This window comes from Janthinobacterium sp. 64, assembly GCF_002813325.1.
Lineage (GTDB): Bacteria > Pseudomonadota > Gammaproteobacteria > Burkholderiales > Burkholderiaceae_D > Janthinobacterium.
In genome coordinates, this window is sequence record NZ_PHUG01000001.1 from 1247951 (window position 1) to 1262731 (window position 14781).

At 64.2% G+C, this 14781-nt stretch carries 14 protein-coding genes; 3 read left to right on the forward strand and 11 right to left on the reverse strand.

Annotated elements, in window-relative coordinates:
• Position 1 precedes the first annotated feature (1 nt).
• Complete coding sequence (locus CLU91_RS05530; protein WP_100873348.1) at positions 2–1486, forward strand: sensor histidine kinase; 1485 nt, start codon at positions 2–4, stop codon at positions 1484–1486.
• Between the two features lie 29 nt (positions 1487–1515).
• On the opposite strand, the gene CLU91_RS05535 is transcribed toward CLU91_RS05530, so the two are convergent.
• The 5 genes from CLU91_RS05535 to CLU91_RS05555 form a co-directional block, all read right to left on the reverse strand.
• Positions 1516–1851 (reverse strand): FlxA-like family protein, encoded by a 336-nt coding sequence (locus CLU91_RS05535; protein WP_100873349.1) that lies wholly within the window; start codon positions 1849–1851, stop codon positions 1516–1518.
• 121 nt (positions 1852–1972) lie between these two features.
• Positions 1973–2542: a dCTP deaminase gene (gene dcd, locus CLU91_RS05540; RefSeq protein WP_034755486.1), complete on the reverse strand. Its 570-nt coding sequence runs from the start codon at positions 2540–2542 to the stop codon at positions 1973–1975.
• 132 nt (positions 2543–2674) lie between these two features.
• Complete coding sequence (locus tag CLU91_RS05545; protein WP_100873350.1) at positions 2675–3475, reverse strand: alpha/beta fold hydrolase; 801 nt, start codon at positions 3473–3475, stop codon at positions 2675–2677.
• A gap of 58 nt (positions 3476–3533) precedes the next feature.
• A complete protein-coding gene (locus CLU91_RS05550; RefSeq protein WP_100873351.1) occupies positions 3534–4229 on the reverse strand; it encodes an HAD family hydrolase in 696 nt (231 codons plus the stop codon).
• Between the two features lie 20 nt (positions 4230–4249).
• The gene (locus tag CLU91_RS05555; RefSeq protein WP_100873352.1) at positions 4250–5011 is read right to left on the reverse strand and encodes a sulfite exporter TauE/SafE family protein; all 762 of its coding nucleotides are present in this window, start codon (positions 5009–5011) and stop codon (positions 4250–4252) included.
• Positions 5012–5161: 150 nt separating this feature from the next.
• Here CLU91_RS05555 and CLU91_RS05560 point away from each other — a divergent pair, with 150 nt between their 5' ends.
• A complete protein-coding gene (locus CLU91_RS05560; protein WP_100873353.1) occupies positions 5162–6091 on the forward strand; it encodes a LysR family transcriptional regulator in 930 nt (309 codons plus the stop codon).
• 42 nt (positions 6092–6133) lie between these two features.
• On the opposite strand, the gene CLU91_RS05565 is transcribed toward CLU91_RS05560, so the two are convergent.
• Complete coding sequence (locus CLU91_RS05565; protein ID WP_100873354.1) at positions 6134–8569, reverse strand: DNA internalization-related competence protein ComEC/Rec2; 2436 nt, start codon at positions 8567–8569, stop codon at positions 6134–6136.
• 367 nt (positions 8570–8936) lie between these two features.
• On the opposite strand from CLU91_RS05565, the gene CLU91_RS05570 reads away from it, so the two are divergent.
• Positions 8937–10925 (forward strand): helicase-related protein, encoded by a 1989-nt coding sequence (locus CLU91_RS05570; protein WP_100873355.1) that lies wholly within the window; start codon positions 8937–8939, stop codon positions 10923–10925.
• 3 nt (positions 10926–10928) lie between these two features.
• On the opposite strand, the gene CLU91_RS05575 is transcribed toward CLU91_RS05570, so the two are convergent.
• The 5 genes from CLU91_RS05575 to lolD form a co-directional block, all read right to left on the reverse strand.
• The gene (locus CLU91_RS05575; RefSeq protein ID WP_100873356.1) at positions 10929–11402 is read right to left on the reverse strand and encodes a T6SS effector amidase Tae4 family protein; all 474 of its coding nucleotides are present in this window, start codon (positions 11400–11402) and stop codon (positions 10929–10931) included.
• A 1-nt stretch (position 11403) separates the two neighbouring features.
• Positions 11404–11790 (reverse strand): Rap1a/Tai family immunity protein, encoded by a 387-nt coding sequence (locus tag CLU91_RS05580; protein ID WP_157814613.1) that lies wholly within the window; start codon positions 11788–11790, stop codon positions 11404–11406.
• A gap of 207 nt (positions 11791–11997) precedes the next feature.
• Entirely contained in the window at positions 11998–13230 is a 1233-nt protein-coding gene (locus CLU91_RS05585) for a PQQ-dependent sugar dehydrogenase (protein WP_100873358.1), read from the reverse strand.
• Positions 13231–13237: 7 nt separating this feature from the next.
• On the reverse strand, positions 13238–14035 hold the full coding sequence (locus CLU91_RS05590) for a TatD family hydrolase (RefSeq protein WP_100873359.1): 798 nt from the start codon (positions 14033–14035) through the stop codon (positions 13238–13240).
• 9 nt (positions 14036–14044) lie between these two features.
• Positions 14045–14770, reverse strand: a complete 726-nt coding sequence (lolD, locus tag CLU91_RS05595) for a lipoprotein-releasing ABC transporter ATP-binding protein LolD (protein ID WP_034788536.1) — start codon at positions 14768–14770, stop codon at positions 14045–14047.
• Between the last annotated feature and the right edge of the window lie 11 nt (positions 14771–14781).

Sequence of the window (14781 nt, forward strand, 5' to 3'; positions counted from 1 at the left end):
CGTGGGCCGTCTGTTCTGGAAGTTTTTTCTATGCATCATGCTGGCGCAAGTGACGGCCACCATCGGCATCGGCGGCACTTTCTGGCTGAAAAACCGGGCGGCGCAGCAGGAGCGGGCCCTCGACATCGATACCAGTCCGCCCGCGCAAATGATCATCGAGGCCGCCAGCGCCACCCTGGAAGCGGGCGGCAGCCAGGCCTTGCGGCAATTCCTGGGCAAGCTCGAACGCATGCGCGTGTTTGCCGTCGATGCCAAAGGGCAAGAACTGATGGGCCGCACAGTGCATCCCGCCATGCTGAACAAGGCCCGCGCCATGCTGGGACAAAGCCAGCAGCATCCCGTCGTGCGCACGGTCACCGGCAGCGACGGCCAGCGCTATCTGCTGTTCCTGCCTTCGTCCGAACGTTTCCGCAATGCCGAGGCGGGCGCCGCGCGCGACACGCTCAACGCCGTCACGCTAAGCGGCCCGCGCGCCATGGGAGCCGGTCCACGGCCCAACGACGCAGGCGCCCCGCCACCACGCGGCGACTTCGGCCGCGGCATGCCACCGCGCATGGACAGCCCCTACCGCACCTTCATTCCCCTGGCCGCCGCCATCGCCGCCAGCCTGCTGTTCTCCTTCTTGCTGGCCTGGTATTTTGCGCGCCCCATCCGCGACTTGCGGCAGGCGTTCGAAGCTGCCTCGGACGGCGACCTGTCACCGCGTTTTCACGCCAGCGCCAAGCGCGGCGATGAATTGACGGACCTGGGCCGCGATTTCGACCGCATGACGGGCCGTTTGCGCAGCCTCATGGAGAGCCAGACGCGCTTGCTGCATGACGTCTCGCACGAACTGCGCTCGCCGCTGGCACGCTTGCAGGCCGCCATCGGCCTGGCGCACCAGCAGCCGGACAAGATGGGCGCCTCGCTGCAGCGCATCGAACGCGAAAGCGAACGCATGGATAAGCTGATCGGTGAGCTGCTGACCCTGTCACGGCTGGAAGCGGGCGCCGGTTCTGCCCTCAGCGAAGAGGTCGGCATTGCCGAGCTGTTGCACGACATCGTGGACGACGCCCGCTACGAAGCGAAGGCGCGCCAGGTGGGCATCGCCCTGGCGGGCGACGCGGCCATTGCCGACGCCGCTGTCACGGGCCGGCCGGAACTGCTGGCGCGCGCCGTGGAAAACGTGGTGCGCAATGCCGTCAAGCACAGCCCCGACGGCGGCACGGTGGAAGTGGATTTGTCGCGCTTGCATGACGGCAAGCAAAATTGGCTGCGCATTGCCGTGCTGGACCGTGGCCCCGGCGTGGCCAGTGCCGACCTGGCCCGCATTTTTGAACCGTTCTTCCGCGCCAGCCATACCCGGCACAACACGGATGGCCATGGTCTGGGCCTGGCCATCGCCCAGCACGTCATCAGCGCCCATGGCGGCCGCATCGGAGCCAGCTTGCGCAGCGGCGGCGGGCTGTGCGTGGAAATGCTGCTGCCCGTCAAAACGCCAGGCTGAGCTGGCGGGGAGTCTTGCCTGAGACTTGCTTACGCCTGGGTATCGATGATGCTGCCCAGGGTCGACGAGGTGGATTTAGCCGGACTCGTCGCCGTATCGGCGCTGCTGGCCGTCTGGGAAGCTTGCTGCGCCTGCGCGGCGGCCGCCTGCAACTGCGCAATTTGCGCCTGCAAGGCCTGGATTTGCTGCGCCAGCTGCTGCTGCAGCTTTTGCGACGCCTCCGTCTGCTCGCCCTTCTGCGATTCCGTCAACTCCTTTTGCGCCGCCGTGATCTGCTTTTGCAGCGCAGCGATCTGCGAACTGCTGCCCGAACTGGCGCTACTGGCCGCGCCGACTGCGCCGCCTGAACCGATTGCCGCTACCATGCTGCCTCCTCAGTGTTTCAATACCAAGGTTAACGGCAGGCATGGGGCGCCGATGTAGGGTGGCAGGTGTAAAGGCAGGTAAAGACAGCTCAAGACGGCTGGCGCCCCGCCCTTCCAGCAATCAGGTCTTCGGCAAGGTCACGCCAACCTGGCCCTGGTATTTGCCGCCACGGTCCTTGTACGAGGTTTCGCATACTTCATCGGATTCGAAGAACAGCACTTGCGCCACGCCTTCGTTGGCATAGATTTTCGCTGGCAACGGTGTCGTATTCGAAAACTCCAGCGTCACATAGCCCTCCCATTCCGGTTCGAACGGGGTGACGTTGACGATGATGCCGCAACGGGCATAGGTGCTCTTGCCCAGGCAAATCGTCAGCACGTTGCGGGGAATGCGGAAATACTCCACAGTACGGGCCAGCGCGAACGAGTTCGGCGGGATGATGCAATAGCCCTTGCCCGACACATCGACGAAGTTATTCGCGTCAAAATCCTTGGGGTCGACGATGGTGGTGTTGATGTTGGTAAACAACTTGAACTCGTCGGCGCAGCGGATGTCATAGCCATAGCTGGACGTGCCGTAGGAGACGATGCGGTTGCCGTCGCGTTCCTTGACCTGGCCCGGTTCGAACGGCTCGATCATGCCCGTTGTTTCCGCCATGCGGCGTATCCATTTATCGCTTTTAATCGTCATCGCAGGGGTTCTTTCTAGAATATCGGAATGGCGGGGGCGGCACGCCTGCTGCAGGCGCGGCCCGGATGGCAGGATTTTACGCGAAAACCCGCCACTGTTGGCCCTTGCAAGATGAAAATCGTTGGTCTCAGGCTATTGTTTCGCCAGCAAGGAAGTGATCATCTCGCGCACCACTTGCGCCGTCAGTTCCGGGTTTTCCATGGGAAACAGATGGCCGCCCGGCACCTGGCGGAAAAACTTGCCGACCAGCTTGCGCGTGGCCGCCAAGCCCGCCTGGCGGCATTCCACCGATTCCGTGCCGCCGATAAAGCCGATGGGAACTGGAAAACCATCCTTGACGAGGCCGCCGACATGATGCGGCAAGCTGCGGTAGACCTGCGTTTCCACTTCGCGCGTAAAGCGCAGCTGCACCCCATCCGGATGGGGAACCAGGCCGCTGTCTATGTAGTCGCGCAAGACCTGCGGCGCCCAGATGGCGAACATGTCCTTGGCGGCGAAATGCTCATAGGCAGCTTGCGCATCGGGCCACAGCTTGCGCCGCCTGGCGGAAAAGCGCGACGGCGAGAACCGCTCGCCCAGCGCCGTATTGCGCGCCAGCCGTACCAGCAAGGCGCGCCAGCCCGCCACCACGGGCGAATCGAGCAAGACCACGCAGCGCACGAGGTCGGGCCGCTGCTTGGCCACCATCACGCTGAGCATGCCGCCCAGCGAATGGCCAACGAGAATCACGGGCGCGCTGTAGCGGCGCTCCAGCTCGTCGATATACTCGCGCACCAGCTCGGGCCAGCCCGTGCTGACGGGATAATCCGGGTCGTGCGCATGCATGTCGAGCGCCTGCACGCTGTAATGCTGGCCCAGCAGGGCAAACAGCTTGCGGTAGGTGCCGGCAGGGTAACTGTTGGCATGGGCAAAGTGCAGTTGCGGAAGTGTCATCGTGGGGCTGTGCCGGTGAATGCGATAAACAATTGTAATGGCATGCCGGCAAGCCGTATCAGAGGAAGGCCTCTAATTGTCCCTGCGACCGCGCCATGCCGGGCACGAACGAGGCCAGCACTTCGCCCAGCTCGGCGCTTGAATCGACCACGCAAAAAGCGTCGTCAAACGCGTGGTGACGGTTCATCTGATTGCGCACGACGATGCATTCCAGCCCGGCGGCCCTGGCGGCGCGCAAGCCGCGCGGCGAATCTTCCACCGCCACGCAGTCGGCGGCAGCCAGCCCCAGGCGCTGCAAGCCCAGCTGGTAGCCGTCGGGCGCCGGCTTGCTTTCGCCATACATTTCACGCGTCAGCACGAAGTCGAAATATTGCAACAAGTCCGTGGCCGCATGGCTGATCCGGAAATGCTGTTCGTAGGCACTGGTGACGACGCCCATGGCAACGTGCGGGCGCAGCGCCGCCAGTACTTGCTTGACGCCGGGCATGGCCAGCCGACGCGCCTGGCGCAGGCGCTCGGCAAGCAGCACGGTGCGCTCGTCCCGCAAGCGCTCGACCAGCTCGATGCTGTGCCCTTGCCCCAGCAACAGATGCCAGGCGCCATAGTTATTGTGCAGGAACCAGTCAAAAAATTGCTTGGGCGTCAGGTCTATGCCGTAGGGCAAGAGCAAATCGCGGTTGCTTTCGTAAAACAGCTGCTCGGTGTTGACCAGCACGCCATCGTTGTCCCACAGCACGCCCTGGATAGTTTTCATGGCTAGTGTCGTTCGAAAACTTACTTGAAGAAGATGTCGTAGGACAATTTCACGATCAGCAGCACCAGCAGCACGAGGAAGAGGATGCGCACGAAGGCGGCGCCGCGGCGCACGGCGATCCAGGTGCCCGTCAGCGCGCCCAGGATGTTGCACACAGCCATCGGTGCAGCCACGGCGTAGACCACGTGGCCGGCGGGAATGAAGAAGGCCAGCGCGGCCACGTTGGTGGCGATATTCACCAGCTTCGAGCAGGCCGAGGCGAGGATGAAATCGAAGCCGAAGACGCGGATGAACAGGAAAATCAAAAAGCTGCCCGTGCCCGGCCCGAACAGGCCGTCATAAAAGCCGATGGCGCCGCCGATGACGATGGCGAGGATGCGTTCGCGCGGACCGATGGGACGCGCTTCACGCGTCGTGCCGAAATCCTTCTTGATGAAGGTGTAGATGGCCATGATGATGATCAACACCAGCACCATGGGGCGCACTACCTGCTGCGGCACATACGACACGGCGGCCGCGCCGATGAAGGACATGACGAAGGCGCTGGCCACGGCGGGCAGCACCAGCAGCCACGGAATGTTGACTTTGCCGATAAACGAGCGGGCGGCAAACGTGGTGCCGCAGGCGGACGCCAGTTTATTCGTGCCCAGCAACGACGTCGAGGCCATGTTCGGCATCAGGTTGAACAGGGCCGGCAGCTGTATCAGCCCGCCCCCGCCCACGGCGGCATCGATCAGGCCGGCAAAGAAGGCAAATAAACACAGCAGCGAGATGGTCAGCATGATAGGCAGTATGGAATGGGCGACAGCGGCAGTATAGGCGCCGTGGATTTTTCCGGATGCAACTTCAAATTGCGGAAAACGCAATCAGGCGTAACGCTTGACGGAATGCACCCAGTACGGTCTACTGGCCTCTTTTGCCGGGAGTCACCGATGTCGATGAAACTGATGTGGGAGATCCGCGCGTTTTGCACCGTGGTCGAAAAGCGCAGCTTCATCCACGCGGCGCGCATGCTGGGACGCTCGCCGTCGGCCGTCACGCGCGCCATCCAGTTCCTCGAAGACGCGATCGGCGCCGAGCTGATCCTGCGCACGCAAAAGCAGTTCACCCTGACGACGGCCGGCGAAACGTATTACGCGTCGGCCAGGCACTTGCTGGAAACGCAGGCCGAGGCGGAAGAGCAATTGGCGGAATTGAGCAACTCGCCGCAAGGCTGGGTGCGCCTGTCGGCGCCGGAAATTCTGTCCCTGGGCTTTCTGCCAAAAGTGGTGGCGCAATTTTCGCGCGACTACCCGAACGTGTCCGTGGACATCCATTTCTCGGACAAATCGATCGATCCCATCCAGGAAAAGCTGGACTTCGCCATCCGCGGCGCCTTCCCCCAGTCCAGCGAGCTGATCGGCTATCCGCTGTGGAACTACCGCCGCTACATGTACGCCTCGCCCGACTACATAGCCCGCATGGGTGCGCCCGACGAACCGGAAGAGCTGGCCGGCCACGACATCATCATGCACTCGGCCCCCCGCATCCTGCGCGACTGGCATTTCGTCTCGGCTACGCGCAACGTGCGCTACCAGGTGCAGCCGCGCTTTCGCTTCACCTCGGGCATCGCCACATTTCAAGCGGCCCTGGAAGGCGCCGGCATCGTGCGCCTGGCCAGCTGGCTGGCCGAACCTGCCGTGGCTGCCGGCACCTTGCGCCGGGTCTGCACGGCATACCGGCTGACCTCGTCAAAGGAGCTGGACCCGAGCATCCATGCCGTGTATGGCACGTCGAAGATGGCCAAGGGGGCAAGGTTGTTTCTGGAATATGTGCGGCAGCGGGGGGGGGAGATACCGGATGAGCGGGTAATTAGCATCTGACAGGGTCTGCTGGACGCGTTCAAACCCCGACTCCACGATGTGTTAGCGCCCCTGCCAATACCGCGGCCGGCTGTCCCGATACCGCGTCACAGCTATCCCCTCCCCAAACTCCAGCACCACCGCCCCCGTCACATCCGTGCGCAACCGCGCAATGCCCATCTCGCCATAGCGTGCATACACTTGCGCCTTCGGATGTTTATAGCGATTCCTGTGTCCGACCTGGAAAATCGCCAGGGCAGGATGGACAGCGTTTAGAAATGCCGGTGTCGACGAGGTGCCGCTGCCGTGGTGCGGCGCCAGCAGCACGTCGGCGGCCAGTTCGCCCTCCAGCGAGCGCGCCAGCAATTGCGCCTCCTGCGCCGCCTCGATGTCGCCAGCCAGCAAGATTGCATGCTTGTCGGCCGTGATCTTCACGGTGCAGCTGCGGGCGTTCGGCGTCAAGCTGATGTTCGTGTGGCTGGCGGGCAATGGATGCAGCATGGCGAAGTGCACGCCTTCCCAGGTCCAGTTCTGGCCCGCTATGCAGTGCAGATACGGACGCCGGGCTTGCCGCCGGGCCTCGACGGCCGGGTGGCCGTCGAACAGGGACGAAGCCAGCCAGCCCACGTCTATATTTTCCAGCAAGGATACGGCGCCACCCGCGTGATCGAGGTCGCTGTGGGAAATGATCACGCCGTCGAGCTTGCTGATACCCCGTGCGCGCAGATACGGCACGATGACACGGCTGGCGCCGTCGGAATCGAGACTGTAGGCGGGCCCCGTGTCGTACAGCAGTCGGTGATCGTGGGTTTCCACCAGCACGGCCATGCCTTGTCCCACATCAAAGGCCGTGATCCACATCTGGCCAGGTGGCGGGCTGGACGGCAATGCCGTCAGCAGCGGCAGCCAGCCCAGCATACCGGCCCAGCGCTGCGGCCATCCGCGCGGCGCCAGCAGCCAGGCCGTGCCGAACAATGCCCAGCAAAAACTCCACATTGGGGGCGCGGGCGCCGTCCACACGGCAAAGCGGCGCGCACCGAGCCAGTCCAGCACCTGCGCCAGCATCTGCACGATGGCATGCGCCAGCAGCAACAACCAGTCGCACAGGGGCGCCGGCAGCAGGCTGCCCGCCAACGACAAAGGCGTGACGAGCAGACTGATGATGGGGATGGCCAGCGCATTGGCCACGGGGCTGACCAAGGACACTTGCGAGAACAGCAGCATCGTCAACGGCACCAGCCCCACCGTCACCACGTATTGCGTGCGCGCCCCCAGCGCCACGGCCGCGCGCAGGCGACGCCAGCGTCCGGCCTGCGGCGGCAGCGGTGCCGTGGTGCGGCCCGCCGTCGCGTACAGCATGGTGGCGACGGCACCGAACGATAGCCAGAAACCGGGCCACAGCACGGCCCACGGGTCGAGCAGCACGACCACACCGAGCGCCAGGCACAGGATATGGCCGATGCTGGTGATGCGTCCCATCCACAAGGCCAGCGCCACCACCAGCAACATATATAAAGTGCGCTGCGCGGGCACGCCGAAGCCGGCCAGCAGCACGTACAAGAACGCGGCCAGCGCGCCGGCCAGCGCCGCCACCTTTTGCGCCGGCAAGCGCAAGGGCAGTTGCCAATCGGTAAAAAACGAGCGCCGCCACAGCGCGCCTGCGCCCAGCGCGAACAGGCCCGCGATCATCGTAATGTGCAAACCCGAGATGGAAATCAAATGGCTCACGCCCGTGCGGTTGAACACTTGCCAGTCCGACTGGGGAATGGCGCGCTGGTCGCCCACCACCAGCGCCACGATCACGCCCGCATACTGCTTGCCGTCCAGGCTGCGCAAGATACGTGCGCGCAAGGCCGCGCGGCTGGCCTCCACCACGTTGCCAAAGCCCGGCACGAAGGCAGCCAGGCGCACGTTCGGCGTATCGGCGCGCGGCTGCGGCCGCACATAGCCCGTGGCGCGCACGCCCTGCTCCAGCAGCCACGCTTCATAGTCAAAGCCCATGGGGTTCGCATTGCCGTGCGGACGCTGCAGCCGCACCGTGAGGCGCCAGCGCTCGCCCGGCTGCACGTCGCCGACATCGTTCGTCACTGCATCGCGAAAGCCCGCGTACCAGGACAGGGCGATCAAGGGCGGTACCTTCGCCCCAAACGCCTTTTCCACTGCAAAGTTAAAACGCACGCCCTGCTCGAAGCGGTACGGCAGGCTGGCGATGGTGCCCGTGACAACAATGTCCTGCCCTTCATCGGCCAGCGCCAGTTGCGGCGCCATGGCGGCCTGGGCCAGCCAGGCGGCCCAGTAAAAGCCGAGACCCGCGCCAGCGGCAAGCGCAACAATGGAACGCCAGCCGGAGCGCCAGCGCGCGTGGCGGCGCAGCGCCAGACTAACCGTGAACCCCAAGCCAGCGATCAGCCACAGCAGCACGCCGGCATGGGGCGGCAAGCTGGCCTGCGTTTGCAACCAGGCGGCGCCAGCGGCAAAGCCGAGTATCAGGGTGCGCATGGGAGCGTGACGTTTGCCGGATGTGATAGGGGCTTAAGTACTATGCCCCTGCCCTGCCCTAACCATCTGATCTTGCGCAACGGTGCGTTGAAAAACGATAGCTGGCACCTAAGTACCCCCAATATATTATTGTGATTGCTGATTTCCATAACCGGCGCTGTGCGGTGTTGCACGCAGCTAGCAGTGCTCGCACTGCGTCACTGCAGGCGCCTTGCACAGCATCCGCTTCTGTTCTTCATGAATTCACAATAACTCCCGAGGATTACTTAGTTTTCACCATGCACCAGCATGCATAAAACCTGGCCACCACCGCCCGCCCCCATCGACGGTATAATCGGCCTCGCTTACTTCAACACCCAGGCACGACATGACTTCCTCCGCACTTCCTCCCGACACCTCCACCGACATTTCCGACAGCAGCGAAGACAATAACGACGCCACCCTGGTCGCGGAACTGGGGGAACTGGCCGAGCATATCCGCCTCGTCAAGATGGAAGGCCGCGTCTTCGTGCGCTTTTCCGGCGTGGTCAAGGCCGGGCATCTGGTGGTGCCGTATGCGCTGGTACCAAGCCAAGGCGTGCTGGCGCGGCCGGCCAAGTGGCGCAAGATGGACCGCGAGGCCAAGCTGGCCCTCGTGCGCGAACGGGCTGGCGCGGCCGTCTTCGAGGAGCTGCGCCAGCACGTGATGGATTTCGTCGCCGATATCGCGGGTCTGAGCGAGGACGTGGACACGGACCCGATGGTTTTCCTGCACACCTTGGCCGACATGCAGACGTCGGAGCCGGCCGGCATGGTCTTCGACCGCATCCGCCAGCGCTTCCATCACGCCATCGAGCGCCAGCAGGAAGAACAGCATGCGGCGCGCACGCGCCAGAGCATCAACCTGGCCGAGTATCCGGCTTCGTTCGAGATGGCGCGCCGCCTGCCGCGCCGCTTCATCGCGCTGCTCGGTCCCACGAATTCCGGCAAGACGCACCGCGCGATGGAAGCGCTGGCCAAGGCAAAAAGCGGCATCTACCTGGCGCCCTTGCGCCTGCTGGCCCTGGAAAACTATGAACGCCTGCAGGAAGCCGCGCCGCATGGAAAACCCTTGGCCGTGAGCCTGATCACGGGCGAGGAACGCCGGGTCGTTGACGGCGCCACGCACGTGGCCAGCACGGTGGAAATGCTGGACACGAAAACCGTCGTGGAAGTGGCCGTCATCGATGAAATCCAGATGCTGGCCGACCCCGACCGGGGCGCCGCGTGGACGGCGGCCGTCTGCGGCGCGCCCGCCCACACCGTGTATCTGGTGGGAGCGCCCGAAGCGCGGCGCGCCATCGAGGCGCTGGCCGAACGCCTGGACTGCCCGCTGGAAGTACACGTATTAAAACGCATGGCGCCCCTGTCGATGGAGGCTACGGCCGTGCGCAAGGTGCGCAACCTGCGCCGCGGCGACGCCGTCATCGCCTTTTCGCGCCGCGAAGTGCTGATGTGGCGCGACATGATCACGGAAACGGGCCTGTCGGTGGCCACCGTGTATGGCAATCTGTCGCCCGAAGTGCGGCGCGCGCAGGCGCAGCGCTTCCGCGACGGCACGGCCGATATCGTCGTCGGCACGGATGCGCTGGCGATGGGCCTGAACATGCCGATCGCGCGCATCGTCATGACCACCTGCGTCAAATACAACGGCCGCGAAGAAGAAGAGATTTCGGCCGCCCTGGCGCGCCAGATCGCCGGGCGCGCGGGCCGCTATGGCGTGCATGAAGAGGGCCTGGTGGCCGGCTACGACAACGAAACGCATGAAGTGATGCGCGCCCTGCTGAAGGAAAAGCTGCACCCGCTGAACACGAGCGGCTTTGCCGTGGCGCCCTCGCTTGAGCATCTGCACCGCATTTCGTCGGTGACGGGCGAGCTGTCGCTGTCTAAACTGCTGCGCCGCTTCATCCACAACATCGACGTGCCGGACGGCTTCTTCTTCCCCCGCATCACGGAAGACCAGAAGGAGCGCGCCGTCTGGCTCGACACCCTGCCCCTGTCCGTGGCCGACAAGTTCACCCTGTCGCTGGTGCCGATATCGAGCAAGGTGCCGTCCTTGCAGACGGCGTGGGAACACTGGGCGAAGAATCTGTCGCAGGGAAAAACCAGCACCTTGCGCCAGCACGCGTATGGCGGCGGCACGCAGAATTTGCAGCAGGTGGAAGACACTTGCCGCTACTATTCAGCGTATGCGTGGCTCAGCTATCGCCTGCCGGAGTTCTTCCCCGACATCGCCGTGGCGCAAAACCTGTCGCGCGACGCGTCGGAACGGGTCGACTCCATCCTGCGCGCGCATAATGCGGCTTCGCGCGGACGCTCCAGCAAGAAGTTCAAATAGGCGTCAACGGATTTCCCAGAACCACACTTCGGCGCAATCCCAGTAGCATTCGGAACCGCACACCTTCACGCCGATGGATGGCAACAGGATGTCGATATGCCCGCCCGCGCCACCCAGGTAACCGGGAATGCGGAAAAAGGCGACGAGGCCCTTGCGCTGGCCGATGCCGGCAATCGCCGCATCGCGGCTGAATTTCTCGGGCGGGCCAAACATCGAGGGACTGGCCAGCATATGCGCCAGCTTGGCCTGTCCCGGTTCGATCAGCGCCCCCTTGAACGGCCCCTTGCGGATCGCCATGCGGCCCTTGACCTTGACGCCGGCCTTGATCAGGGCCAGGCTGACGCGGATGGCGCAGGTATTGGCAAAGCTGTCCTTGCCGATCAAGTCTTCCCAGCCGATTTCGCCGAACAGGGCCGCCTGGTCGACGGCGGCCACGCTCGGATAATTCTCGCGCAGCTTGATGAATGCAGGTTTCACGTCAGCCTCCTGGTGGTGTGGTGGAACAGGGGAAACGCCGCGCCAGGATGGCGATGATCAGGGTGGAAGCGCCACCCTGGCGCGCCCGCGCGGGCAGCTTTTTCAGTTCGGCGACGATGTGCGCGTCGATTTCCACCGTTTTCAGGCGGCCCGTGTCGCACCACAGCCGCCCCTGCGCCGCATCGGCCACGCCGGCCAGATAGCCTTTGGCGTAGCGCTGATCGAGCAGGAAGACAGCATCGGCCATCGCTCCCTTGGCCGGCCCTTGCTGGTAATACGCGATCAGCCGGTCGGCACTCAGGCGCGGCGCCGGAGCATAGGCGGCGCCCTGCCCTTGTACGCTGGGCAGGCACAAACTCAATACAATGAAAAGGAAGGGGACATGCATGGCCAGCCATGGTCAGTGAGGGAGGTCTGGCTGATTGTAGAAGAATGCGCCAGCCCCGCACTGAGCGAGGTCAAGCGTAGGTCGGGTAGGTCAGGTAGGTCGGGTTAGGCCAAAGGCCGTAACCCGACAACACCAGCCAACAATGATGTCGGATTACGCGCGGCGTTGCCCCGCAAATCCGACCTACACGTACAAAACCCGTGAAAGTTACGGTTTGCCCGGCGCCGCATAATGCAGCTTCAGCACCAGCCCATTATGGTCATCGGCCATGTAGATATCGCCATCCTGGCCCTGCTTCACGTCGACGGGCGCGCCCCTGCCCTGCTTGCCCTTGCGCTCCCAGTTGCCGATCAGCTCGACGGACTTGCCCAGCGGCGCGCCGGCCTTGTCGGGCAGCAGCGCCACCAGGCGGTGGCCGTTGCTGCGGTAGCCGTGGTAGCCGATGATCAGGCTATTCTTGTACAGCTCCGGGAAGCGGCTGGCCGTGTAAAACGTCATGCCCAGCGGCGCGGCGTGGCCGGGCAGCAAACGCTGCGGCGCCGCGTACTTGGCGGCGCAAGCCGTCTTCGGATATTCGGGGCTGGCGACATTGTCGTCATAGCAGTACGGCCAGCCGTAATGCCGGTCGGCCTGGATCAAATTCAGTTCTTCGTGCGGCAGGTTTTCGTCGCTTTTCAGCTGTGGCATGGCGGCCTGGATGGCGTCGCGCGCGTTTTCCGCCTGCCACAGCTCGCCCGTGGTCGGATGAAAGGCCAGCGCCATCGAATTGCGCAAGCCGCGCGCATGCGTGCGCCAGACCGTCACCGTGCCGGCCGGCCACTCCATCTTGTATTCGCGGATGGCGCCCAGCGCTTCCGGTCCCTCCGCAGAGGCGCATGGTTTGCTCGCATCGGGCGCCTTGCCGTCGTTCTCGCAATGGTCGGTGCTCGAACCCACGTTCACATACAGGTCGCCCTTGGGGCTGAAACGCATATTCGTCAGCAGGTGTAAACCGAGGCCCGGCAGGCGCGGCGTCTTGGCCGTGCCGCCGATGATGTCGGTGATGGCGCGGGCGGGATCGCGCAGGTCGAAGCGGAAGATGCGCCCCACTTCGCCCACGTAGACCATGCCGTCCGGTCCCTGCACGATGCCGTTCGGGCGATCTAGCTTGTCGAGCAACAGCTTGCGCTCGTAAGCGGCGCCGGCCGCCTTGCGCTGCAACAGCCACAATTTACCCTGCTTCGGCGCCCATCCCGCCATATCCGTGACGAGGATGTCGCCGTTCGTCAGCGGCAGCACGCCACGCGGAAATTTCAGGCCGTCGGCCAGCACGGCCACGCAAAAGCCGGCCGGCGTAGTGACGTCGAGGCGCGGCAAGCCGTCGCACCGGGCGCTGGTCGCAGCCATAACGGGAGCGAAGGCAGCGGACAGGCAGGCGGCCAGGATGATCTTGTTGTTCATTGTGGTCTCATTCCATCAAGGGTAATCGGGGCAGTACGGCGCGCGCGTTGGCGCTGGTGGCAGCGGCCACTTGTGCACTATCCAGGCCGCGCAGCTCGGCCAGCACGGCGCCGATGCGCGGCAATTCTTCGGGGCTGTTGCGGCCCGGGTGGATCCAGCTGGGGGAAATATCGGGCGCATCCGTCTCCAGCACGATGGCAGTCAAAGGCAAATCGGCGGCCATGCGGCGTATCTGCAGCGCGCGGGTAAAGGTCATGGCGCCGCCAAACCCCAGCTTGAAACCGAGGGCTATATAGCCTTGCGCCTGCTGGAAGCTGCCGTTGAATGCATGCGCGATGCCGCCGTTCGGGCGGATCTGGCGCGCGTGCTTGAGGACGATGTCCTGCGAGCGGCGCACGTGGGTCAGCACGGGCAGATCGAAGTCGCGGGCGATCTTCAGCTGCTCGCGCAAAAAATGCTCCTGTTTGGCGCGCATGGCCGGTTCGCACAGCATGGGGAGAAAGAAATCGAGGCCGATCTCGCCGATGGCGACAAAACGCGGGTCATGCATCGCCAGCGCCACGGCTTCGCGCAGGGCGATCAAATCGTCCTCGGTGGCGTGCGGCACGTAGATCGGGTGGATACCGAGCGCATAGCAGGCATTGGGCGCTGCTGCCGCCAGGTCGCGCACGATGGCAAAATTGGCCCGTTCGACGGCGGGAATGACGATCATGCCCACGCCTTGCGCACCCGCGCGCGCAGCCACCTGCAGCGATTCATCGCCGAATTCATGCGCGTCGAGGTGGCAATGCGTGTCGATCCACATGGCGATTCCTTAGTATTGGTACGGCTGCAGCCCTTCGTCCGTCAGGCGCAGCACGCGGTCGCAGCGCTTGGCCAGTTCGATATCGTGCGTGACGATGACAAAAGCCGTGCCCAGGGTGCGCGACAGTTCCAGCATCAGGTCGAAAATCTGTTCGGCCGTGGCGTGATCGAGGTTGCCCGTCGGTTCATCGGCCAGCACGCAGGCCGGCTGCGTGACGAGGGCGCGAGCCAGGGCCACGCGCTGGCGCTCGCCGCCCGACAATTCACCAGGCGTGTGCGTGACCCGCTTGGCCAGGTTCACGCGCGTGAGTATCTGCTGCGCCAGCTCGGTGGCGGGCGCGCGCTTCATGCGCCGTATCATCAAGGGCATGGCGACGTTGTCCAGCGCGGAAAACTCGGGCAGCAAGTGGTGGAACTGGTAGACGAAGCCCAGCGAAGCATTGCGCAAGTCGCCGCGCGCCTTTTCGCTGAGATTGGCGAAGTCCTTGCCCAGCAGGGTCACCTTGCCGCTGGTGGGCGTATCGAGGCCGCCCAGCAAGTGCAGCAGGGTCGATTTGCCGGAGCCGGAAGCGCCGACGATGGCGACGCGCTCGCCGCGGTGGACGTCGATGTCGATGCCGGCCAGCACCTGCACCTTGTAGCTGCCCTGCGTGAAAGTCTTGCCCAGGCCGCGGCAGGAAAGGACGGCGGAATCGGCGGAAGCGCCGTTGGAGGCAGGTTTGTTCAGATCGGTCATGGTAGTCGTCA

Excerpts from the sequence above, each read along its gene's own strand:
- CLU91_RS05550 (WP_100873351.1), bottom strand. The coding sequence starts at position 4,229 with ATGAAAACTATCCAGGGCGTGCTGTGGGACAACGATGGCGTGCTGGTC.
- CLU91_RS05545 (WP_100873350.1), bottom strand. The coding sequence starts at position 3,475 with ATGACACTTCCGCAACTGCACTTTGCCCATGCCAACAGTTACCCTGCC.
- CLU91_RS05590 (WP_100873359.1), bottom strand. The coding sequence starts at position 14,035 with ATGTGGATCGACACGCATTGCCACCTCGACGCGCATGAATTCGGCGAT.
- CLU91_RS05585 (WP_100873358.1), bottom strand. The coding sequence starts at position 13,230 with ATGAACAACAAGATCATCCTGGCCGCCTGCCTGTCCGCTGCCTTCGCT.
- CLU91_RS05535 (WP_100873349.1), bottom strand. The coding sequence starts at position 1,851 with ATGGTAGCGGCAATCGGTTCAGGCGGCGCAGTCGGCGCGGCCAGTAGC.
- lolD (WP_034788536.1), bottom strand. The coding sequence starts at position 14,770 with ATGACCGATCTGAACAAACCTGCCTCCAACGGCGCTTCCGCCGATTCC.
- CLU91_RS05580 (WP_157814613.1), bottom strand. The coding sequence starts at position 11,790 with ATGCATGTCCCCTTCCTTTTCATTGTATTGAGTTTGTGCCTGCCCAGC.
- dcd (WP_034755486.1), bottom strand. The coding sequence starts at position 2,542 with ATGACGATTAAAAGCGATAAATGGATACGCCGCATGGCGGAAACAACG.
- CLU91_RS05555 (WP_100873352.1), bottom strand. The coding sequence starts at position 5,011 with ATGCTGACCATCTCGCTGCTGTGTTTATTTGCCTTCTTTGCCGGCCTG.
- CLU91_RS05565 (WP_100873354.1), bottom strand. The coding sequence starts at position 8,569 with ATGCGCACCCTGATACTCGGCTTTGCCGCTGGCGCCGCCTGGTTGCAA.
- CLU91_RS05560 (WP_100873353.1), top strand. The coding sequence starts at position 5,162 with ATGTCGATGAAACTGATGTGGGAGATCCGCGCGTTTTGCACCGTGGTC.
- CLU91_RS05570 (WP_100873355.1), top strand. The coding sequence starts at position 8,937 with ATGACTTCCTCCGCACTTCCTCCCGACACCTCCACCGACATTTCCGAC.